Origin of the sequence: Butyrivibrio fibrisolvens (genome assembly GCF_023206215.1) — a bacterium.
In the GTDB taxonomy this organism is placed as follows: Bacteria; Bacillota; Clostridia; order Lachnospirales; family Lachnospiraceae; genus Butyrivibrio; species Butyrivibrio fibrisolvens_C.
The window spans coordinates 2,818,139-2,838,760 of sequence record NZ_CP065800.1; the positions used below are offsets into that span (position 1 = coordinate 2,818,139).

24 protein-coding genes and 1 pseudogene are annotated in these 20,622 nt (G+C 37.4%); 3 read left to right on the forward strand and 22 right to left on the reverse strand.

Features of this window, described 5'->3' with window-relative positions:
• Positions 1 to 2: 2 nt before the first annotated feature.
• From I7804_RS11640 to I7804_RS11650, 3 genes are all read right to left on the reverse strand, one after another.
• Complete coding sequence (locus I7804_RS11640) at positions 3 to 227, reverse strand: hypothetical protein (RefSeq protein WP_022753175.1); 225 nt, start codon at positions 225 to 227, stop codon at positions 3 to 5.
• A 63-nt stretch (positions 228 to 290) separates the two neighbouring features.
• A complete protein-coding gene (locus tag I7804_RS11645) occupies positions 291 to 698 on the reverse strand; it encodes an ATP-binding protein (RefSeq protein ID WP_248403629.1) in 408 nt (135 codons plus the stop codon).
• 48 nt (positions 699 to 746) lie between these two features.
• The gene (locus I7804_RS11650) at positions 747 to 1,046 is read right to left on the reverse strand and encodes an STAS domain-containing protein (RefSeq protein ID WP_022753173.1); all 300 of its coding nucleotides are present in this window, start codon (positions 1,044 to 1,046) and stop codon (positions 747 to 749) included.
• Positions 1,047 to 1,371: 325 nt separating this feature from the next.
• Here I7804_RS11650 and I7804_RS11655 point away from each other — a divergent pair, with 325 nt between their 5' ends.
• A complete protein-coding gene (locus I7804_RS11655) occupies positions 1,372 to 2,376 on the forward strand; it encodes a GGDEF domain-containing protein (RefSeq protein WP_248403630.1) in 1,005 nt (334 codons plus the stop codon).
• A 33-nt stretch (positions 2,377 to 2,409) separates the two neighbouring features.
• Here the strand turns inward: I7804_RS11655 and I7804_RS11660 are convergent, their stop codons facing one another.
• Positions 2,410 to 3,690: a hybrid sensor histidine kinase/response regulator gene (locus tag I7804_RS11660; protein WP_248403631.1), complete on the reverse strand. Its 1,281-nt coding sequence runs from the start codon at positions 3,688 to 3,690 to the stop codon at positions 2,410 to 2,412.
• A 162-nt stretch (positions 3,691 to 3,852) separates the two neighbouring features.
• Between I7804_RS11660 and I7804_RS11665 the strand changes: the two genes are divergently transcribed.
• Positions 3,853 to 4,941, forward strand: a complete 1,089-nt coding sequence (locus I7804_RS11665; protein ID WP_248403632.1) for a tyrosine-type recombinase/integrase — start codon at positions 3,853 to 3,855, stop codon at positions 4,939 to 4,941.
• 119 nt (positions 4,942 to 5,060) lie between these two features.
• Here the strand turns inward: I7804_RS11665 and rsfS are convergent, their stop codons facing one another.
• From rsfS to I7804_RS11710, 9 genes are all read right to left on the reverse strand, one after another.
• Entirely contained in the window at positions 5,061 to 5,393 is a 333-nt protein-coding gene (gene rsfS / locus I7804_RS11670) for a ribosome silencing factor (RefSeq protein WP_034453803.1), read from the reverse strand.
• Between the two features lie 89 nt (positions 5,394 to 5,482).
• Entirely contained in the window at positions 5,483 to 6,073 is a 591-nt protein-coding gene (gene yqeK, locus I7804_RS11675) for a bis(5'-nucleosyl)-tetraphosphatase (symmetrical) YqeK (RefSeq protein ID WP_248403633.1), read from the reverse strand.
• Between the two features lie 20 nt (positions 6,074 to 6,093).
• Positions 6,094 to 6,759: a nicotinate-nucleotide adenylyltransferase gene (nadD, locus tag I7804_RS11680; RefSeq protein ID WP_051199571.1), complete on the reverse strand. Its 666-nt coding sequence runs from the start codon at positions 6,757 to 6,759 to the stop codon at positions 6,094 to 6,096.
• A gap of 212 nt (positions 6,760 to 6,971) precedes the next feature.
• A complete protein-coding gene (locus tag I7804_RS11685; protein ID WP_022753166.1) occupies positions 6,972 to 7,271 on the reverse strand; it encodes a YhbY family RNA-binding protein in 300 nt (99 codons plus the stop codon).
• A gap of 132 nt (positions 7,272 to 7,403) precedes the next feature.
• On the reverse strand, positions 7,404 to 8,798 hold the full coding sequence (gene obgE, locus I7804_RS11690) for a GTPase ObgE (protein WP_110073455.1): 1,395 nt from the start codon (positions 8,796 to 8,798) through the stop codon (positions 7,404 to 7,406).
• Between the two features lie 185 nt (positions 8,799 to 8,983).
• The gene (gene rpmA, locus I7804_RS11695) at positions 8,984 to 9,274 is read right to left on the reverse strand and encodes a 50S ribosomal protein L27 (protein WP_022753164.1); all 291 of its coding nucleotides are present in this window, start codon (positions 9,272 to 9,274) and stop codon (positions 8,984 to 8,986) included.
• Positions 9,275 to 9,277: 3 nt separating this feature from the next.
• A complete protein-coding gene (locus tag I7804_RS11700) occupies positions 9,278 to 9,616 on the reverse strand; it encodes a ribosomal-processing cysteine protease Prp (protein WP_022753163.1) in 339 nt (112 codons plus the stop codon).
• A 47-nt stretch (positions 9,617 to 9,663) separates the two neighbouring features.
• Complete coding sequence (gene rplU / locus I7804_RS11705) at positions 9,664 to 9,972, reverse strand: 50S ribosomal protein L21 (RefSeq protein WP_022753162.1); 309 nt, start codon at positions 9,970 to 9,972, stop codon at positions 9,664 to 9,666.
• A 129-nt stretch (positions 9,973 to 10,101) separates the two neighbouring features.
• Complete coding sequence (locus I7804_RS11710; RefSeq protein WP_248403634.1) at positions 10,102 to 11,088, reverse strand: glycosyltransferase family 2 protein; 987 nt, start codon at positions 11,086 to 11,088, stop codon at positions 10,102 to 10,104.
• Positions 11,089 to 11,494: 406 nt separating this feature from the next.
• On the opposite strand from I7804_RS11710, the gene I7804_RS11715 reads away from it, so the two are divergent.
• On the forward strand, positions 11,495 to 12,241 hold the full coding sequence (locus I7804_RS11715) for a GGDEF domain-containing protein (RefSeq protein WP_022753160.1): 747 nt from the start codon (positions 11,495 to 11,497) through the stop codon (positions 12,239 to 12,241).
• A gap of 308 nt (positions 12,242 to 12,549) precedes the next feature.
• On the opposite strand, the gene I7804_RS11720 is transcribed toward I7804_RS11715, so the two are convergent.
• From I7804_RS11720 to I7804_RS11755, 9 genes and pseudogenes are all read right to left on the reverse strand, one after another.
• Positions 12,550 to 13,935 (reverse strand): ribonuclease E/G, encoded by a 1,386-nt coding sequence (locus I7804_RS11720; RefSeq protein WP_248403635.1) that lies wholly within the window; start codon positions 13,933 to 13,935, stop codon positions 12,550 to 12,552.
• 189 nt (positions 13,936 to 14,124) lie between these two features.
• Positions 14,125 to 14,910, reverse strand: coding sequence for a TIGR03936 family radical SAM-associated protein (locus tag I7804_RS11725; protein WP_051199573.1), 786 nt, complete (start codon positions 14,908 to 14,910; stop codon positions 14,125 to 14,127).
• 153 nt (positions 14,911 to 15,063) lie between these two features.
• Positions 15,064 to 16,965 carry a TIGR03960 family B12-binding radical SAM protein gene (locus tag I7804_RS11730; protein WP_022757093.1) on the reverse strand — a complete coding sequence of 634 codons (1,902 nt, stop codon included), beginning with the start codon at positions 16,963 to 16,965 and terminating at the stop codon, positions 15,064 to 15,066.
• A gap of 345 nt (positions 16,966 to 17,310) precedes the next feature.
• Positions 17,311 to 17,535, reverse strand: coding sequence for a hypothetical protein (locus tag I7804_RS11735; RefSeq protein WP_248403636.1), 225 nt, complete (start codon positions 17,533 to 17,535; stop codon positions 17,311 to 17,313).
• 133 nt (positions 17,536 to 17,668) lie between these two features.
• Positions 17,669 to 17,899, reverse strand: a pseudogene (locus I7804_RS19400) (PoNe immunity protein domain-containing protein); the annotation flags it as partial.
• A 343-nt stretch (positions 17,900 to 18,242) separates the two neighbouring features.
• Entirely contained in the window at positions 18,243 to 18,605 is a 363-nt protein-coding gene (locus tag I7804_RS11740) for a hypothetical protein (protein WP_248403637.1), read from the reverse strand.
• A 214-nt stretch (positions 18,606 to 18,819) separates the two neighbouring features.
• Complete coding sequence (locus I7804_RS11745) at positions 18,820 to 19,296, reverse strand: Imm30 family immunity protein (RefSeq protein WP_248403638.1); 477 nt, start codon at positions 19,294 to 19,296, stop codon at positions 18,820 to 18,822.
• 20 nt (positions 19,297 to 19,316) lie between these two features.
• Positions 19,317 to 19,826, reverse strand: coding sequence for an ankyrin repeat domain-containing protein (locus I7804_RS11750; RefSeq protein WP_248403639.1), 510 nt, complete (start codon positions 19,824 to 19,826; stop codon positions 19,317 to 19,319).
• 316 nt (positions 19,827 to 20,142) lie between these two features.
• A complete protein-coding gene (locus I7804_RS11755) occupies positions 20,143 to 20,619 on the reverse strand; it encodes a hypothetical protein (protein WP_248403640.1) in 477 nt (158 codons plus the stop codon).
• Positions 20,620 to 20,622 lie beyond the last annotated feature (3 nt).

Genomic DNA, 20,622 nt, shown 5'->3' on the forward strand with positions numbered 1-20,622 from the left:
CATTAGTTTGTAATAAACGTTATAGGCGCTACGTACCTACTTGACCCATCGTCCATAGTTTCTTCAACTCTTCCGAATATCCCCCATACAAGCATGCCTATAAGAATAAGGCATGCACCAAGCAAAATGATCCATATGCCAGGAGAGGAAATACGTATATAATCATTTAATTTTTCGGGGGAACCAATCTTCTCGACACTTTTGGGTCTGAAAACACTATCACTCATCTACTACTCCCGTCTCAATTATTTGTTATCAAAGATATGCAATAACAGTCCTATAAACAGGCATTAGAATAATTTAAAGATCCTGAGAATATTGTGACCGTCCTTGTACTCATATATGACACTATCCATGGTCTTTTTTACTATAAAGATGCCAAGGCCACCAATTTGACGATCTGACGCGCTTAAGGTTGTATCCGGATCCTCTCTTTTAAGCGGATCATAAGGAGTCCCACTATCTATAAAAGTAATATTAACACCGGGAGAATCCTCACCTTTTTCAATCTGCACAGTAACAAGCCCATTACCATCCTCATAGGCGTAATAGGCTATATTAGAAAAGATCTCATCTATTGCAACGTCAATCTGAATCTGTGTCTTAGGAGGACAGCCAAGAGCCTCCAATTCCTCATCTATAAACGAAGTGACAGTATCAAGACATTCGACATTGGCCTTGGTAGTCAATTCCTTCATAATCAACTCCTTTGAAAATGAGAACATTTTCAAAAATATGGCATCAGATCAAATGATCGTAAGGATATCTGAAAAACCTGTTACTTCAAAAATATCCTTAACGGCAGCGCTTACATTTTTGATGCACATAGATCCTTGTTTATTCATTATTTTTTGTGCTGCAAGAAGAACTCGCAGACCTGCAGATGAGATGTATTCAAGATTTTGAAGATCAAAAACAAGTTCTGAGGAGTTTCCGAGCTTTTCCTTAAGCTCTGACTCGAGCATAGGAGCTGTAGTAGTATCAAGTCTTCCATCAAGCTCTACATTCATTTTTCCACCATCGTTAGTTGTGTTGATATTCAGCATAGTATTCCTCCTTATGAGATGCATTATGCAAAAAATATATTTTTGAAGCGGTGTATATGAATAATGTGACTAAAAAAATCATATTATATATTCATATCGGTATAATAAAGCAAAAAAAATAGAGAACTAATCTTAAGAATGTAATAAGCAGTTGGTTCATATATGAATGTATAGCTAAATAAATATTACAAATGACCGAAATACAGATGTGTAGCACAGGAGTTTCAAGAAAGGAAAAAATCCCATGAGCCTTCTAAAAAGGATTAAAAATGTGCTCATTCCCGAAACTGATGAAAAAATCCATGAACTCTTTGATATGAGCAACATGTCTGCTCTTAAAACTATGGGAATAATCACTGCCATAATCGAAGGGGTTTCTTTAATTATAACATTTATCATCCATATCGAAAATATACATTATGATCAGACAACTATAGTCATGACATCTGTAGTATTCGGATGCCTTCTGACAGCATTTTTTGCAGACCTTTTTGTCAAGAAAAAAATTCACGGTCATTATACAGCTGTTTTGATATCCGGTGTAAGTATAATCGTAATGGCAATCTTTGCCATGTATGTGTCATACATGAATTTTATCGATAACAGACAGGTCATCATCTTCTACGGAGTTAATATTTGCTTTGTATCTTTTTTCCATATAGCTCCTTTGTTCCAGATATTATTCCTTCTGACAGAGCATCTTATCTTCTATATGCTGTTATATAACTATAATGGTGCTAAAGGCGTCATAGCAGTCAATGGAGTTATATATCTGCTTATACTGCTTTCGGCCAGTATCATAAGCTATTATCGTGAAAAAGAGTTCATTACATCAACATATAAAGCCCAGACCATGGCACAGGATATACTGCTAAGATCGTATCAGGATCAGCTCACAGGCCTTCTTAACAGATACGCTCTCGATGCTATTCCAAACATCGAAAAGGGAGCTATCTGCCAGATTGCTATGGCTGACATAGATCATTTTAAAAAGTTCAATGACAAATATGGACACCGAATAGGTGATGAAGTATTAAAGGCTACTGCCTCCTCTCTTCTTGATGTATTCAGAAAAAAGGACAGCTACCGCTATGGCGGAGATGAATTCCTTGTTATGACTACAATTCATACAGAAGACGTTTTTAGAGACAGACTTGCAACCTGGGAAAATAAGCTTTCGGAAGTCAGGATCGAGGGCGTGGATGATCCTATTAAAGTCAGCTACGGCGTGGCATCAGGTCGTATTAATAGCCAGGAAGATGTATTTGCCCTTATCAAAGATGCTGACAATAAACTCCAGAATATAAAATCTATAAGGCATAGAAAATAGAGCGTGCAAGGTTTGAGCCATTAACTAATTGTTCTATCTTGTAGAGTGCAATTTATAAAACGCTTTTTCAATATCATTTATATCTATTGGCTTGGTGACATGGGCGTTCATCCCTGCATCAAGCGCTTTTTGTATGTCTTTGTCAAAGGCATTGGCTGTCATTGCTATAATGGGGATTTTGATAGCATCCTCGTGAGAACTTTGTCTTATAAGCCTGGTCGCCTCATAACCGTCAAGTTCCGGCATCTGAACATCCATAAGAATAAGATCATAATTGTAAGCGGGACTGTTTAGATAAGTATCAATAAGTTTTCTCCCATTGGAGTCTATATGTATGACTGCTCCCTGACGCGAAAGAATCTCTGATAAAATCCCTGCATTTAGCTCATTATCTTCTGCCACAAGGATATTAAGGCCTTTAAGAATGCCGCGATAAGGCTGACTATCAAAACTTTTTGAGCTATCTTTGCTATCCGTGCAATTTATACCATCTGGTCTTTCCGTGATCTTTTTTGAGGAGGATACTATACTATTATCATGAGTATCTGAAATTTCCTGCTCCGCAGGTATAATTACGGTAAACACGCTTCCCCGGCCCAGCTTACTTTCAAAAGATAAGCTTCCGCCCATTATAGTTACCAGATTCTTTATAAGAACAAGGCCAAGTCCGGTACCGCCGGGATCTGACGCATTGTCTTGGTGCTCTCTTTCAAAAGGTGTAAAGATACGCTCTTGGAATTCCTCGGACATACCGCGTCCGTTATCTTTGACAACAAAGATTATCTTATTATCACTACCTTTTACAGAAAGTTCGATCAATCCGCCTTTATCTGTATATTTACATGCGTTGGATAAAAGATTTATAAGTATTTGCTTTAAATATTTTTCATCACAGATGACGTTTCTATGATCAATATTATCTATACTAATTGTAAAAATCTGATCTTTTTCATTAATAAGCGGATCTATGATGGTTCTTATATCATCAAGGCAGTCTTCTAAATTGAATTCTGCTTTTTTGCAACCAGCAAAGCCGGATTCTATCCTGCTCATATCAAGGATCTCACCTATTATATCAAGCATATAGCTTCCGGATTTAAGGATATTATCTGCATAGTCCTTAACTTTAGAGGTATCTGAGGGAATCTCTTTGATAAGCTTTGCATAGCCCATAATAGCATTTAATGGCGTGCGAATATCATGTGACATTCGATGGATGAACTGTCTTTGGTCACGGCTATAAGCTACTTCCTTATCAAGTTCTTTCTTAAGTCTTTGATTTTCTTTTTCAAGATCAGCCAGTTTAGGATCCACTTATTTTTTCTCCTATTGTTTGAAATTAACTATGTCATATTTAAGTATATCGTAATATCGTCTGGTTTTAAATATACTATCGCTTTCGGATGCGTCTATTCCGTCTATTCTTTCAATATGGTAAAATATATGTATTCTATAGTTCTATGCAGGGGGAATATCATGCAGAAAAATATCGAATCAGATACTCAAAAATATTACCAGGAAATGGATAAAGAGAATATACAAAAATTCAGGGAAGTTCTAAACACTCTGCCAGAATTCTGCAGGGCGTATTTTAGATCAATAGCTGAAAATACCGCTGTAAGAACAAGACTTGGCTATGCATACGATCTTAGGATCTTCTTCGAATTCTTGCATGAGACCAACTCATCTTTGGCCAAAATGGATATCAAAGATTTCAAAGTTGAGATTCTTGATATGATCACAAGAGATGATATCGAGGAATACCTTGAATACATAACATTATATGACAAAGATGGCAAGGAATTCACCAATTCCGAGAACGGTAAAAAAAGAAAAATTGCAGCTCTTAGATCTATGTACAATTATTTTTTCAAGATGGATAAGATACAGACTAATGCTCCATCCAAGATCAACACACCAAAGCTGCACGAAAAAGCGATCATCAGACTTGAGCCAAACGAAGTTCAGAAGATGTTGGATGTCGTAGAAGACGGCAAAGAGCTTACAAAGACTCAGAAAAGATTCCATGATAAGACCAAAGTCCGTGATACAGCTCTTGTAACTTTACTTCTTGGAACGGGTATACGTGTATCAGAATGTGTAGGTCTTGATATTGATGATATAGATTTTAATACTAATGGTATCAGGGTTCACAGAAAAGGTGGAAACGAATCAATCGTATATTTCGGTCAGGAAGTTGAAGAAGCGCTTAAAGCTTATCTATCCCAGCGAAATCTGATAGTAGCAAGTTCAGGTCATGAAGAAGCTCTATTCCTATCATTACAGAATCGAAGGATCACAGTCAGAGCTGTTGAAAATCTTGTCAAAAAATATGCATCGAACGTAACTACTCTAAAAAAGATAACGCCTCACAAGCTTCGTAGTACTTTTGGTACAAATCTTTATAATGAAACGGGTGATATATATCTGGTAGCTGATGTTCTGGGTCATAAGGATGTCAATACAACACGTAAGCATTATGCTGCTCAGAGCGATGCCAACAGGCGTCTTGCAGCCAAAATGGTGCACCTACGCGGCGAAAACGACGTGGATTCTGAGTATTGATCAGTTTTAGTAATCAACTAAAAACCCCCAAGAAAACTCAATCTCTTGGGGGTGGATGTATTTCTATATCCCATTTACAGGATGTAAACAGAAATACAGGGATGTATTTCTATATCCCATTATAAATCAGATGCCTCGATCTGCTGGCCGTCTCTCCAGATTCTTTCAAGGTCGTAGAACTTTCTGTTCTCATCGTCGAAGATGTGAACTATGATGTCGCCGTAGTCCATAAGGATCCACTTAGCGCCTTCGTAGCCTTCAATATCCTTAGCTTCATAGCCTGCTCTTCCAAGAGCTTCATCTACATGATCTCCAAGAGCCTTAACCTGCTTAGTACTGGAGCCGCTTGCGATAATAAAAAGATCAGCCATAACTGATACTTCACTTATATCAAGTACTCTTACGTCTTCAGCTTTTGTGTCATCAAGTGCTTTGATGGCAAGTCTTGCCATTTCTTTTGACTTTTCTGTTATATTACTCAAATTAGTTCGCCTTTCTAAAATAAAATATATGAGTTTATTTAGGATTATCCTAAAACCTGTTAATTATCAGCATTTACAATTTTTGCATAATACTCATATGTCTTGATTGTCATAGGATCCATTTCATCGTCTTGGCCTCCCAGATAATCAAGTGAGTTCTTTAAGATATGGTATACTGCCCTGTCAAGATCAGAAAGAGCTTCTTTTCTAATGACGTCCATGTCTTTAAGCATCTTTCTGTTAGGCTCTATAAAATCAGCTGTGAAGATGATCTTATCGAGCTTTGTCATATCAGGACGTCCTGTTGTATGATATCTTATCGCATCAAGAATATATGGATCATCTATGTCATATTTATGTCTTGCAAGACACATTCCTGCTTTGGCATGTATGAGCTTCTGGTTCCTCATCTCGATATCAGTTAGCTCAACACCATACTTTTTACATATCTTTATCTGCTCACTGTGAGGTATGCACTTGGCACAGTCATGAAGCATTCCGGCTATAACAGCTTTCTCTATATCTTCATCGAACACAAATGCCATATTAGCTGCTGTATATGCAACTCCAAGAGTATGATCAAATCTGTCCTTTTTAAGGACCTTTTCCATCTCAATACGATATTTCTGAGATGCTTCTATAATTTTCATTGATGAAACAAGATCCTTTCTTATGGCGCTATTTTGTCTGGAGCTTCCATGATGTCATCTTCGCATGCACCATTTTCTGAATAAAGCCCCTTTAATGCTATATACTCTATACAAGCATCAGGCAGCAGGTACTTGATCGACTTATCTGCTCTTACCCTGTCTCTTATCATGGTTGATGAGATTCCAAGTCTTTCCATATGTATAGATTCAATCCTTGCTTCAGGAACCATAGTCTGAAGTTCTTTGATCCTTGTCTGCAGGTTCTCTTCATCAGTATCATCACGTACTGCAGCAAGTATAGTACAAGCTCTTAATACATCTTCAAAACGAACCCACTTATCGATCATATTGAGAGTATCTGCGCCAACAATGAAGTAGAGTTCATCTCCCGGATACATATCTGAGAGCTGTTCGAGAGTCTCAATTGTATATGTATCACCTGGTCTGTCGATCTCGATTCTTGATACCTTGAAGAATGGATTATCTTCAGTAGCTTTTTTTACAAGCTGATATCTGATCTCGCCGCTTGGTATATCCTGGCCTTTCTTAAAATACGATTCTCCACTTGGAATGAAGATAACCCTATCGAGTTTAAACTGCTCTCTTGCACATTCTGCAATAAATAAATGAGCATTATGAATAGGATTAAATGTTCCGCCTATTATTCCAATACGTCTTTTTTCCATAACTAGCCATCCTTTTTTATACTAATACATTCCTGAATCACTGATTTATAAATACGTATCACAGTATATAAAACTCAGGAATGCATTATATTATTTTTCAAGTAAAGGACCCGTGCCTACTTATGTTTATTGTAGCACAATGTAAGTGCTTGATTTATTAAGATCAGATTAATTTTCCAAGAATAGAGATATGCAAAAACAAAAGGATATTTTTATTTTCTTGGAAGGATGATCTCAGGATTTTCCTGAAATCTCTTGTAAAGAACAACCTTACGTCCGATCACTTCAACAAGGTCTGATCTTGTACGCTCAGCAAGCATGATTCCTGCTGTCTTAACATCTTCAGGACAGTTTTTTAAGATTGTTATCTTAATAAGTTCTCTTGTATTAAATGCCTCTGATACAGCTGTTATTACTTCAGGAGAAACAGCACTTTTGCCTACCTGAAAGATAGGATCAACTGTCTGGGCAAGGCTTCTTAAATAAGCTCTCTGTTTACTTGTAAACTGCATATTATATTCACACTTTCCAGGCTGTAGCAGCCTTCTACATAATCAATAAAACTCAAACGATGATATGAAATTGGTATAGTCATGACAGTATGTCAAAAGACTTAGAAGTTTTCTAATACCAGGCAATAAGACTTATTCATTGTCAAAATCATCCATATCAATGTCATCCATATCAAAATCTGCAGGGTCGAACTCATCTGAAGTATCATCAGGAGACTTGGTGTCTGCATTCCTGTAATAATCAAATGCAAGACCATACATACGTACAGTATCTCCTTCCTGAATGTTAAGCTCTTCAAGTCTGTCAAGGATTCCGTTTTCTGCAAGGAAGTTCTGGAAGAAGGCAAAACCTTTTTCAGAATCAAGGTTGGTATAACCAAGCATCTTCTCAATCTTAGGGCCTTCTACAACATACTCATGTTCCTTGGAATCATATTCTACTGTGAATGCTTCATTGACAGTCTTAAGCTCAACTTCAGGATCATATTCCTGATCATATACAACAGGCTTTTCGCCAAGTTCTTCAAGATTGGTGCTTACATAATACAAAAGCTCTTTAAGACCCATTCCTGTAAGAGTGGAAAGAGGGAATACTTTTACACCCTTAGGCTCAAACTCAGCCTTGATCTTATCAACAACTTCCTTGGCCTCTTCTTCTGTAAGCATATCTAGCTTATTAGCTGCGATTATCTGCTTCTTGCTGCCAAGATCAGAATTGTAATTGGCAAGTTCCTTGTTGATAGCATATATATCTTCGATCGGGTCACGGCCTTCTGTCGAGGCTGCATCGACCACGTGAATTATCATTCTGGTTCTGTCTATATGGCGGAGGAACTCATGTCCAAGACCTGCACCTTCTGATGCACCTTCTATAAGGCCGGGTATATCTGCAACTACAAATCCCTTTGCATCATGAAGATCAACAACACCAAGCATAGGTGTAAGTGTAGTGAAGTGATAGTTCGCTACCTTGGGCTTTGCATTGGATACCTTGGAAAGGAAAGTTGATTTACCTACATTAGGAAAGCCTGCAAGACCTACGTCTGCAATAACTTTAAGCTCTAATATAAGTTCAAGTTCCTTGGCCGGTTGTCCGGGTTGTGCATATTTGGGCGCCTGCATTGTAGATGTGGCATAATGCATATTACCATTGCCACCTCTTCCGCCTTTTAATAAAATTACTCTGTGATTGTCGCCTGACATATCGGCAATGACTTTGCCGCTTGAGGCTTCTCTGATAACAGTGCCTTCAGGGACTCTTAACACGATGTCCTTACCGGATTTGCCGGTACATCTGTTCTGTCCGCCTTCAGCGCCGTCTTCTGCCTTGTATTTACCACCATAGTGATAATCTGACAGTGTATTAAGACCGTTATCTACCTGAAAGATAACATCGCCGCCCTTACCGCCATCTCCGCCGTTAGGGCCACCTGATGCGACGAATTTTTCTCTGCGAAAAGAAACGTGGCCGTCGCCGCCTTTACCGCTTCTTACATAAATCCTTGCCTGATCTACAAACTGAGGCATTATATACTCCGTTTCTGACCGTCATCACAGAAAATGCATATAACTTCTAGAATCATTTAATTCCAACAGTCTAACAAATATGCCTTTTCCATTCCATCAGTCGAATCTTTTTTCTAAAAAAGGGGCTCCGAACTTATGCGTCCGGAGTCCCCATTAATTGCTCAAAACATGCGCTAAATAATAAATTACTCAGCCTTTTCTACAGGATGAACACTTGCCTGAGTCTTGCTTCTGCCTTTACGCTCAAATCTAAGAACGCCATCAACAAGAGCAAATAATGTATCATCAGAACCGATGCCTACATTAACACCAGGATGAATATGTGTTCCACGCTGTCTGTAAAGAATGTTTCCAGCCTTTACGAACTGACCATCAGCTCTTTTTGCTCCAAGGCGCTTTGACTCAGAATCACGACCGTTCTTGGTTGATCCTACACCTTTCTTATGAGCAAAAAATTGAAGGTTCATGTTTAACATGGCCTATACCTCCTCGAATTTAATGTTCAAAAATTCTTTCCCATACTGTTCATAGATACCATTAACGCCGAGTTCGTATGATTTCATCAAAAGCGTTGCTTCATCAGAAATATTACCGGTCCTGTTCCTGAATGAACAAGTGATAATACCTTTATCTTCATCGGACGATACATCAATCAGATCGCCTGCAAAAGCTTCGATTGAATTTATAGTGTTGATGGTCAGCACCGAGAGCGCTGCACATACAATGTCCTGACCATATTCGGCAAAACCTGCATGTCCGTCACACTTAAATCCCTTGTACCAGCCTCTGGAGTTCTTCTGAATTGTAATGTCTGTCATAGTATATGTCTTTCAGTATGCGTATTAATTACTACTTCTGCTTTACATTACAGAGAGATCTTGTTGATCTTAACCTGTGTGAAAGCCTGTCTGTGACCATTCTTCTTATGATATCCAGACTTTGGTTTGTACTTGTAAACAACAACCTTACGAGCACGATCCTGCTTTACAACTGTAGCTTCAACCTTAGCTGATGCAACGTCGCCAGCAACCTTAAGCTCCTTGTCATCGTTAACAGCAATAACCTGATCGAATGTAACCTTCTCGTCAGCTGCAGCATCCAGCTTCTCAACGTTGATTACATCACCTTCGGAAACCTTGTACTGCTTACCACCTGTAACAATAATTGCGTACATAAGGCACCTCCTTCTTCAAAAAACTCGCTAACTATGGTGATGCTGTCATATTCAAAATGAATCTTTCAGACATGCTTGTACCTCGTTAAGCGGCATACTCTGATATCATACCCTCTATTATCTTATTTGTCAATCGATATTTTGTTTTTTCTTCAAAAAGAATATTGTAGGAAGAAGGCGTACAAACCAGAGTTTCATTCGATTGGCCGTACCTACGATATTTGATTTCCACTTATCGTAATTTCGCATATAAATTTCTTTAACTTTCCTGCCTTCTTCTATCCAGTCATTAGACAGACAGTAGGAATAGCTGTGTTCCAGCTTCCATAGCGCCTTGGTTTTGATCTGACACAAAAGATCGTATGGTGGTTTATGACTTTCTATAATATCAACAGATTTAGCCATAGTCCTGACTGTTGATACAATACGCTGCCTACCCATGGGATTGAGTTCACTGTTTTCATCAACCCTGTGATAATACAACCTGTCCTTGATCCAGACAAAAGTACCTTTTTGGCATCCGGCTTCTACATTAAAAAGCATGCTTTCAAGAAAATTACCTCTTGTAAAAGAAATCCCTTCTATGAAACTCTTTTTGTAAAGTTTATTCCAAACGACTGCTGCGGCCGGATTGCCCTGTGCAAGGAACTCTTTGAGAAAAGATATATTATCACCAACTCTGTTCATCTCATGCCATATACTGATCCTGGTATTACCTTTTCTGTCTATGATTCTTTCAAAACAGGTCACAACATCAGCATTATTGTCTTTAGCAGCTTTTAGCATTTTTTCATAAAAATGACTGTCAAGATAGTCATCAGAATCAATGAATGATATATACTCACCTTTAGCAGAATACAGCCCCGCATTTCGTGCTGCTGCAACTCCCCCTCTTGCCTGATGGATGACATGGATCCTCTTGTCGTTTTTGGCCCAGTTATCGCATATAGAATAGGTCTTATCTGTGGATCCATCATCAACCAGTATGATCTGGAGATTTTCGTGAGTCTGATTATGAAGTGACTGCAAACATTCCGGGAGGAATTTCTTGTCATTATAAACCGGAATAACAACACTTATCAGATCATTATAAGAAGTTAAGGTTTCTTCTGCCATATTATCCCCCTTCTTAATGCATGGTTATCGCTGTAAAAAAGGAGCCTTTTGATTACAATATGACCAAATAATTCACTATATTGATCAGCAAATGGCCAGATTGTATAGCGTTACATTATTATATCGGCACAAAAAGCATCTTATGACAGGTGTTTTCTTTATTAAATTTACAATAATGTAAGAAAATGTGTTAAAATCTATTTATAAATTATTCACAAGAGCACAAAACGTGTTATGCTCTGTTTTTTTATTTCAAATCTGTTTCAAAGATACAATAGTAAAAGGCTTTAGAAGATGCCTTATGTAAGTTATTAAAGTGCCGGCATATAGGTCATTTGGTCACTTTCAAAGTGCATTTTTAGTCATTTACTATATATAACAACTTGCCGAGGGGGTTAAGGTAATTATGAATCCGATTAAAGAAATTCAAAAACAAAAATATGCTGACTCATTTAAAGCACTTAAGATCATTCAGCTCATACTGATGATACTCGTTATCATAGTCTACATCGTTCTCTTTATGTCTGTTCCTGATATGCGCAATTATGTGGAACATTCTAATCTATTAAAAGTAACAAATATCTCACTATTCGTATTGATATTAATCGGCATACTGGTAACTATCTTCGATCTGTCCAAATATGTGCCTGTACTGACTGAATACGAAGAACAGAAAAATAAATCATATCTGGATGCTCTTACAGGTATTCCTAACAGATTTAGCTGTGATCTGGTATTTGAGATGTACGGCGAAGACAGAAAATTAAGTAATGTCGCCTGTGCTGTCATCATCATCAATAACCTTATCGATATCAACAGAGAAAAAGGCCGAATCGCCGGCAACCAGGCCCTTGTAGATTTCTCCTGGATGCTTGAAGATATCAGTGATGACTACGGTTTTGCCGGAAGAAATGGTGGTAACGAATTCCTTCTTATTGTTGAAAACTGTGATGATCTTAAGATGAAAGAGTTCTTCCAGAAACTTGATAAGCGTGTATATGAATACAATATGCAGCCCGGCAAAGACTCTATAGAAATAAGCTATGCGTATGTTATCAACAGTACCTTCCATGCAAGCAAGTTCTCTGATATCATTGCAGAAGCTTATAGAAAGATCAAAGAAAACAAAAAGAAACAAGCAAAAGCTCAGTAAGTATAAAGCTTCCCACTTGGACGGACCGGCATCCTCAAAGCCTTTACAGGGGCAAGCAGTATATAAATCATTTCCACGCTGTTAATTGTTTTATGAATTCATGGCATGATATCTGTAGCTTTTTATTCTAGGGTCCAAACTCGCTTCGCTCAAACAGGTGGACCCTTGGCAGAATAAAAAACCACAGCTATCACGCTCATGAATTCTATAAAACAATTAAAAAGCGTGGAAATGATTTATATACTGCTTGCCCCTGTAAAGGCTTTGAGGATGCCGGTCCGTCCAAGTGGGAAGTTTTAGTAATAATACTAATCTATTTTTATTCTGGTGATCTCTGCTATTCCAAGTTTTGTAAAGTCTATAAATTTGCTGCTTACAGGATCCATGGAAAGTTCGGTGTTAAGAGTATTTTCAAGGAGTTTGTAGTCTTTTTTATCATTCATATTGATAAAATCTATAAGTATCATTCCTGAAAAATTACGAAGTCTTATCTGGCGGGCGGATTCTATGGCAGCTTCAATATTGATATCAAGGAACAGATTTCCTTTTTTATCGACAGCTTTGCCGGTATTAACATCAATAACATGCATAGCCTCAGTTGATTCGATAACAAGGTATGCTCCGCTTGAAAGCCATACTTTCTTTAGTGATGCTTTTTCAAGAAGTGTTTGAAGGCCGTAAAGTATATTTATAGATCCGTCTTTGGGCGACAATAGTCTTCCTGTTACTTCCGGATGATCAGCATGAAAAGAGCTTGCATTATACATAGAAAAAAGCTCTGTATCGTCAGTAACAGTCTCCAGATCAATGGACTTTGTCAGATCATCTTTAATTTGAGTGCTTTTATTTGAGCATTTTGTCTCATGGTTTTTCAGGCTTTTTTGCTTCAGATTATAGTATTCAAGGCATCTATGAAGCTTATCAGAAAAATCGCGGTCGCTTGCAGTCTCATAAAGGCAGGTTGCAACCGATCTTGTAGCGCCGATTCTTAGCATTTCATCTATCTTGTCACATAGAAGGTCAACTTCTTTTCTTACAACATCAAAAGGATTAGAGTTTAGTACTCCTTTGTCATGATCAGGCTTGCAAGTTTCATTCTCGATTTTTTTATCAAGAAGATCTTCACATTCGGTTCTTGCTATAAGGCCGTAAGTATCAGATATTCTTTCTCTTATAGAGAAGTCGTGCTTTAGTATAGCAATTATATCTTTTCTCTTCTCTTCAGATAGTTTCTTGGAACATCCTGTTCCCTTCTGACCAAGGGTAATGGCGGCATATCGTCCGCTTATGGAAAGCTTGGTTGTAAGAACTACCTGTTTAGTCTTGACAGCAGGCTTTTTAACCTGAACAAGAACTATATCGCCGTTTCTAAGTTTGGGTTCATCTTCTGACTTTCTTGAAAGTATACATTCCGGAACTATATCTTTAAGATCAAGATATCCGATATTGTCCTTAACATTGGGGCTGTCTGACTTAAAGCGCACAAACGCTGCATTAATATTCCCAACAATATTCTCAACGTGGCCGACATAGATATTCCCAACATAATCAGAGCTTCCACTTGTAGTATATGAAAGCTCTAATTTATTATCATCATATAGGCTTACCCTTATCTTTTTGTGAACATGTTCATTTAAAGCAGGGGCATCTTTTTTATAATTATTATCTGTTTCTCTGGTGATCAGTATTTTCATAATTCTTTATAGATTGTTTTGTGATTTTTGATAAATTGTTCTATGTTTCCAGTAGTTGCCAAAAGTTTACTTTGACTATTATGTTTTTTCTAATAGTAAATTTAAGCATAAGGAAATAATTCTAAAAAAGAAGAATCTCCTTATGCCACTTTGAATTCTAAAAAAGGAAGTATTTTCTTATGCGCTATATTAAAGATATATTTTATATTTACCTTCGGTATCTGTCATAGGAACTTCATAGGTTCCCTTCTCATCTTCGCCTTTTAAGAATGTATCAACTCTGTGAAGCCTTATAGCATTGGGCTGCATCTGCTGACCTGACTCTCTCATGAAGTTCTCGATCACCATGCCGGGCTTTAAGTGATCAGCACTTCCGGAACTTACAAAGAGGTGAATACATGAGATATTATCATCAAGATTGTTATCAATATATCTATATTCCGGATCAGAGTATCCTCTAAGGTCCTTCTTGGCTACAACTTCTGCCTTGAAGATAAGAGGCTTCATGTTGATCTGTGTTTCGCCCCTTTTGGTCTTCTTGATGGCAGGAAGTTCATCCTTGGCCATATACTCTTTAAGTTCGTCTTCCCAGCCATCGGCAGGCTCTTTCCCTTCACGGAAAGTCAGAATCCACTCTGCTGCATCTACAAGAGTCATTGCCTTCTCAGACTTCTCGTCAAGTATACATGCATCAAGAATTTCTATGCCTTCGTTCATAACACTATTGAGCTGATCGATAAGAGTCTTTATATCAGGCTCAGAATTCATCTGAATATCAAGATACTCTCCATCAGATGTTGCACCAACGCTCAAAGGCTCTGCAAATGACAGGACTTGATGAGGGCTGAAACCTTCCGAATACTTAACGTCAATATCAGCACGTCTGTTAACTTTCTGAAAATATCTCATAAGGTCAAGGTGCCCTATAAAACGCACCGGACCTCTTTTGCTAAACTTTAATCTGATTTTTGTCATGAATAAATACCTTTTTACTTGTAATAAACGGAGTCAAAGATCATCCAAGGATGATCTTTAATCTCCCTTCCGAACATTTCTATTCACGAAATAAAATCATTCATGATTTTATTTCAGGAGTTACTGATCATCCGTGATGATCATTAATCTCCTTCACACTGCATAGCCTACGTCTTTGTCTGTCTTGGGTTCCATGCAGACTCCAACGCCGTACTGTCTTGCGCCGCAGCCCATGCACTGATTTGCGCAGTTCTTGGATATCTTAGCTTGTTGTGATGTATGCCACTCACGAAGAAGGAATGACTTTGTAACGCCGCAGTCGAGGATATCCCATGGGAATATCTCATCATCTGATCTTGTACGGCTTACATAAAACCAAGGATCGATTCCGAGTTCTTCAAAAGTTTCCATCCATACATCATACTTGAAGTATTCGCCCCAGGCATCGTAGATACAGCCTTTCTCATAAGCTCTGAGGATTGCCTTGCAAAGCTTTCTGTCGCCTCTTGCGAATACGCCTTCAAGCATACTAGCATTAGCTTCGTGCCAGTTATACTTAATCCTCTTCTGGTTGACCTGAGATCTGATACCTGCTTTAGTTTTAGCTGCCTTTTCAAGGAACTCTTCGGGTCTGCACATAGGTGCCCACTGGAATGGAGTAAAGGGCTTTGGAACAAAGAAACTCGTGCTGGCTGTTATCTCAACAGACTGGCCGTTTCTCTTTTCCTTAGGTACTGTATCAAAATACTCGGCTGCAACTCTGTTACAAATCTCGCCGATGCCTGCTATATCTTCATCAGTCTCCCACGGGTGACCCAGCATGAAGTAGAACTTAACCTTGTTCCAGCCTCCAAGAAAGGCTTCATGAGAGCCTCTTATAATATCTTCTTCTGTGACGCCCTTATTTATAACGTCACGAAGACGCTGGGAACCTGCCTCAGCAGCAAATGTAAGTGAGCTCTTCTTGATATCCTGGACTTTGCTCATGACATCAAGTGAGAAGTTATCTATTCTAAGTGAAGGAAGTGAGATATTAACATGCTTACTTCCGCATTCTTTTAACAAAAAGTCAAGAAGCTGTGGAAGCTGCTCGTAGTCTGAAGTTGACAGTGAGCTTAGGGATATCTCTTCATATCCTGTGTTCTTTAGAAGTTCTACAGCCTGCTTTTCAAGGACTTCGTGGCTCTTCTCTCTCTTGGGCCTATAAAGCTGGCCTGCCTGACAGAAGCGGCATCCTCTTATGCAGCCGCGCATAACTTCAAGAACTATACGATCCTGAGTAGCCTTGATAAAAGGAACTACAGGCTTACTGGGATAAAAAGCGTGGTCAAGATCAGTTACGATATCTTTAGTGATATGTGATGGAATGCCTTCTACTGTAGGAAGCATGGATTCTATGGTGCCATCTTCCTTATATTTGACTTCATATAAAGATGGGATGTACATTCCAGGGATAGACGCTGCCTTTATAAGGAAGTCCTGACGGGATGTTCCATCAGCCCTGCACTTCTCATACAGATCAAAAAGGGCTCTGTAGTGATTCTCACCCTCACCAATATAGAATATGTCAAAAAAGTCTGCGATAGGCTCAGCGTTGTAAGTACAAGGACCGCCGCCTATAACGATAGGATAAGTCCAGTCTGTACGCTCTGCACTTGTAAATGGGATTCCTGAAAGGTCCAGGACCTGCAGAATATTGGTATAGCAAAGCTCATACTGAAGAGTAAAGCCAAGGAAATCAAACTCCTTGACAGGATCTTGTGATTCCAGCGCAAAAAGAGGAATCTTGTTATCTCTCATCACCTTGTCCATGTCAGTCCACGGTGAATAGACACGTTCGCACCATACGTCGTCGTAAGAATTGAACATGCCGTAGAGAATCTGAATGCCCAGGTGGGACATTCCAATCTCGTATACATCGGGAAAGCAGAATGCAAAGCGAATCTTTACATCCTTCAAATCCTTGGTAACGCTATTAACCTCGTTACCTATATATCTCTCCGGCTTTTCGCAGGAAAGCAGAATATCATCGCTAAGTGCCAGTTTTTCGTTCATAAAATCTCCATATTGCTTGAAAAGTACTGATGTACGTGCTTCATTGTCGCGGGGGCGAGGTTTTGTCTCAGGACTCTGACAAATATTATCATTAGCCTTACTGAAAATTTTTTGAGTTTTCTAAGGGCCTTCTACGCTGGCGTGGGCACGCTGTACTTTCGCTTCGAAGGCCCTAAGAAAAATCAAAAAAATTTTCAAATCGGCTAATGATAATATTTGTCAGAGTCCTGATTCTAAGTTATCGCCCGAGTGGTAATGAGGGACGTAGTTTTCTTATCTTCACATATCATACCATATATACGTTAAGCATGCTATGACTAGGAGATTTCTATATTGTATTTATTGCTATTGATACTCTTTTACAGGGACTTCGAACAGATCATGAACGGTGTTTCCAGCAGGAATTGTTGCAAAGTACATTTGGTCGTTATCAAGTTCGAAGGTTATGATTTTGGTAGCACCTTCTTTGCTCCAATAGTTCTTCATGTGTTCTCTGAAGTCTTCGAAATCCTCTTTCCAGTCAAACTGTAAAATATAACCTTCCGCTGTAAGATAGAAAACCAGTAGCATTCCTAATATTTCTTTGCTGTTTTTATACTGGATATATTCGTCAACATCAAATCACACCTGATCAAACTCGTACTTTTTGCAAAAGTCTTCATTAGTAAGATTTTTATAATCTTTCACAAAATCGTTCACGCGTTTATACATATATGGGAGAATGATATCTTTGGCATCGATGATCAGATCTTCTTCTGAATCGTAAGAAAATTCCTTCTGGTATGGCTATTCTTTCTGTAGGTTTTATTGTTGGGGGGTTATAGTGAGCGAGGTCATAGGGATAGAAGTCTACATTTTTTAGATTGCTGTCATCTATTCCAAACAGCTTGGCTACGGCTGCTGCCTCGTAAGACCATAAGCCTACAAAGTCAGGCTCTTTAACATACTTAACAAATCCAAAATCAGAATGTCCTTTTAATCATTTCTTTGTTATGTATTCATACAACAAATCACTTACATTATCTTTATTTATATATGCAGCATTTATTATTTCTACCAAAAAATATATGGATTTTCTTTCGCATATTCATTTGAGTGAAAAGATCTTTCGACTCCATAAGCCTGAAGCAAAGTGTCAAGAAGTATATCGTTTAATTATTCTTAGTCTATTTTCTTAACTATCTTCTCAATAAATTCCGGATATTTCTTAATCATTAATACCAAACTTTCTTTATCACATCTTGCGTCTCTCATTTAGGGATTGCCTTTCTGTCTTTTTAGTAAATCTTAAATTTTCCGTTGGGATATTTTTTGCCAAGCCATCCGCATGGCAAGTGGCCGGATTCGTATATCTTTAGCATATCGTCATAAAATACGGATTCATAATACTCTTTGTAGGAATATGTTAATGCAATATTTACGATATCGAAGTAAATATAATTAACCATTTTTTCTGGAATCCCCAGCTTTATACAGCTCTCTATAATTATGTTCGAGATTCCAGAAATAATATCATCTTTAACTTCATCAACCATTTGATTCCAACAATGATATTTACGTGAATGGTGCAATGACAGAAATTCCGTAAGATCATTGCAAGCATTCATACATGTGTTACCCCATTTGACACCATCTAACATCTTTTCAATTTCTTTTATTCTTTTTATATAGGTATATTCAAATGATAGATCAAGCTCATCCTGTTTTCCGCAATTACTAAGCCAATCTATTTTAAGAAGCCTCTCTTTGATTTCTTTATTCAGAGTAATTTTATCAGTATCTTTAGGAATAAAAATTTCTTCAATTAGTTTTTATAATCGTATTTTTCTTCATTCATATTTGTTGCTCTTCTCATTATCCTTGATTTGAATCTAATATCACAGCAATACTCTTTCCATATTTTTCAGAATCTTCGCGTTTTATTGTTTCCAAAATCAATTTAAATTTTGCGCATACATCTTTATCAATTCGATTATATATGCATTTGATCATTTGAACTGAAAATTCATCATTTAAGAGTCTGTAAACAATAATTTTAGCCCATCCTGGAGAGAATGTGTATAGATTTACTACGCCTATTATGGTGTTTTCGTAGGCTGACTCAGAAGAAAGTGATTCTAATAAATGGATTGCACCAAACATCACTTCAGAATTTTGAGTTTTATCTTCGAAGGTTGAGCATAAGTTAACAATATCTTCTTCAGAAAAAACAGATTCATCATGTAAAATACGATAATCTATTGTATCCAGATATTTTATATTGCTCCAACAAAAATCTGAATCCAAATAATTTAGTTTTTCTGAATCAGTAATTTTATCAATAGAAATCAAATTAAATCTCCATACTTGTTCTAAATCTGTTCGCTTTTGACTTTTTCATCAATATAATTCACTATTTCAGTGCATCCATATTGCCTTGCGTATTCACGTGCATCGCAATTATCTATAGATCCTATAGGGTATGTAACTGAAAGATCAATTCCTTTATCAATCAAATACTTCGCGACATCTATATGATGATTATAAATAGCAGCAAAAAGAGGATTCCTTGCAAATGTGCTAGTATCTAAAACCGCACCATTGTTATATAATAGTTCAACTATATTTAAATATCCTTCAAAAGCTGCTTCTGTCAAAGCATAAACATCACCTGTTCCGCCTGTTTTATTAACATCTATCCCACGTTTAATCAAATAATTGGCTGCATCATATTGCCCTTTTATTGCTGCGACATGAAGAAATGTCCCGCTAGTAGTCACTTCATTAAGAACCCCTGGATTATCATCTATAATAATTTTAATTTTTTCCAAATCATTTATTTTAATAACTTTTTTCATCTCTTTTAATAGTTCTTTATCCATAAATATAAGGCCTCACTGTTCTTTCCTTGATTTTTCTTTAATTGCTTTTCTATATCCGCTTTTTCATCTACAGAAAGATTTGAAAGGAAAATACAGTATTCATCAGGATGACCACCGACAAAATGCATTTTCTTCATTCCAATCTGATTTGGACTGGTTATCCATAGCACAGGCTCACCATGAAAATCTTAAATATATGTTAATCTTTCGTTTTGGTATATGATATCCATTTATATTTCCCCACAACATATTGCAATAAAACTCAGGTACATATCCTGACAATCCAACCACAAGGAAGATTTATTATATTTTTACGTCAATTCAGCAATTCTTCTAATCTAAAACCACATGGGTTGATATATTCAACACCTTCATCAATTGCATTAAACAATTCCTCGTTAAATGGAATTTTATCATTATATAAAAAACCATCATCAATAATATGTTTATCTACAAACTGACCTAGTATTTTTTCGTCGCATTTATATTTATCATAATAATTTTCTACTATCACTTTACTATCAAATAGGATCTTTAATATTTCATTCGGACAATTTTCCATCATTATGGCAATGGGATACATTCTCGACAAATATCCATAATATTCAGTAACCGTTGTTCCATTGTTTTGGCTTATTAAATACCACTTTAGATTACTATCATCTTCCAGACGACACCAACAATCTGTATTCGTCTCAATATCAGATGCAATTTGTTCTGAATTATATCCAGTTCTAAATGCTATTGCTTTTTCAATTGCTGATGTAAGATCCTTCACTAGACCAACAGACATTAC

Bases quoted from the DNA above. Each gene is read 5' to 3' on its own strand.
- I7804_RS11735 (WP_248403636.1), bottom strand. From the start codon at position 17,535: ATGCTACTGGTTTTCTATCTTACAGCGGAAGGTTATATTTTACAGTTT.
- obgE (WP_110073455.1), bottom strand. From the start codon at position 8,798: ATGCCTCAGTTTGTAGATCAGGCAAGGATTTATGTAAGAAGCGGTAAA.
- I7804_RS11720 (WP_248403635.1), bottom strand. From the start codon at position 13,935: ATGAAAATACTGATCACCAGAGAAACAGATAATAATTATAAAAAAGAT.
- yqeK (WP_248403633.1), bottom strand. From the start codon at position 6,073: ATGAAAATTATAGAAGCATCTCAGAAATATCGTATTGAGATGGAAAAG.
- I7804_RS11740 (WP_248403637.1), bottom strand. From the start codon at position 18,605: ATGTTAGATGGTGTCAAATGGGGTAACACATGTATGAATGCTTGCAAT.
- I7804_RS11730 (WP_022757093.1), bottom strand. From the start codon at position 16,965: ATGAACGAAAAACTGGCACTTAGCGATGATATTCTGCTTTCCTGCGAA.
- I7804_RS11755 (WP_248403640.1), bottom strand. From the start codon at position 20,619: ATGTCTGTTGGTCTAGTGAAGGATCTTACATCAGCAATTGAAAAAGCA.
- I7804_RS11700 (WP_022753163.1), bottom strand. From the start codon at position 9,616: ATGACAGACATTACAATTCAGAAGAACTCCAGAGGCTGGTACAAGGGA.
- rplU (WP_022753162.1), bottom strand. From the start codon at position 9,972: ATGTACGCAATTATTGTTACAGGTGGTAAGCAGTACAAGGTTTCCGAA.
- I7804_RS11650 (WP_022753173.1), bottom strand. From the start codon at position 1,046: ATGCTGAATATCAACACAACTAACGATGGTGGAAAAATGAATGTAGAG.
- I7804_RS11750 (WP_248403639.1), bottom strand. From the start codon at position 19,826: ATGGATAAAGAACTATTAAAAGAGATGAAAAAAGTTATTAAAATAAAT.
- I7804_RS11665 (WP_248403632.1), top strand. From the start codon at position 3,853: ATGCAGAAAAATATCGAATCAGATACTCAAAAATATTACCAGGAAATG.
- rsfS (WP_034453803.1), bottom strand. From the start codon at position 5,393: ATGGCAAGACTTGCCATCAAAGCACTTGATGACACAAAAGCTGAAGAC.
- I7804_RS11715 (WP_022753160.1), top strand. From the start codon at position 11,495: ATGAATCCGATTAAAGAAATTCAAAAACAAAAATATGCTGACTCATTT.
- nadD (WP_051199571.1), bottom strand. From the start codon at position 6,759: ATGGAAAAAAGACGTATTGGAATAATAGGCGGAACATTTAATCCTATT.
- I7804_RS11655 (WP_248403630.1), top strand. From the start codon at position 1,372: ATGTCTGCTCTTAAAACTATGGGAATAATCACTGCCATAATCGAAGGG.
- I7804_RS11685 (WP_022753166.1), bottom strand. From the start codon at position 7,271: ATGCAGTTTACAAGTAAACAGAGAGCTTATTTAAGAAGCCTTGCCCAG.
- I7804_RS11640 (WP_022753175.1), bottom strand. From the start codon at position 227: ATGAGTGATAGTGTTTTCAGACCCAAAAGTGTCGAGAAGATTGGTTCC.
- I7804_RS11710 (WP_248403634.1), bottom strand. From the start codon at position 11,088: ATGGCAGAAGAAACCTTAACTTCTTATAATGATCTGATAAGTGTTGTT.
- I7804_RS11725 (WP_051199573.1), bottom strand. From the start codon at position 14,910: ATGACAAAAATCAGATTAAAGTTTAGCAAAAGAGGTCCGGTGCGTTTT.
- I7804_RS11645 (WP_248403629.1), bottom strand. From the start codon at position 698: ATGAAGGAATTGACTACCAAGGCCAATGTCGAATGTCTTGATACTGTC.
- rpmA (WP_022753164.1), bottom strand. From the start codon at position 9,274: ATGTTAAACATGAACCTTCAATTTTTTGCTCATAAGAAAGGTGTAGGA.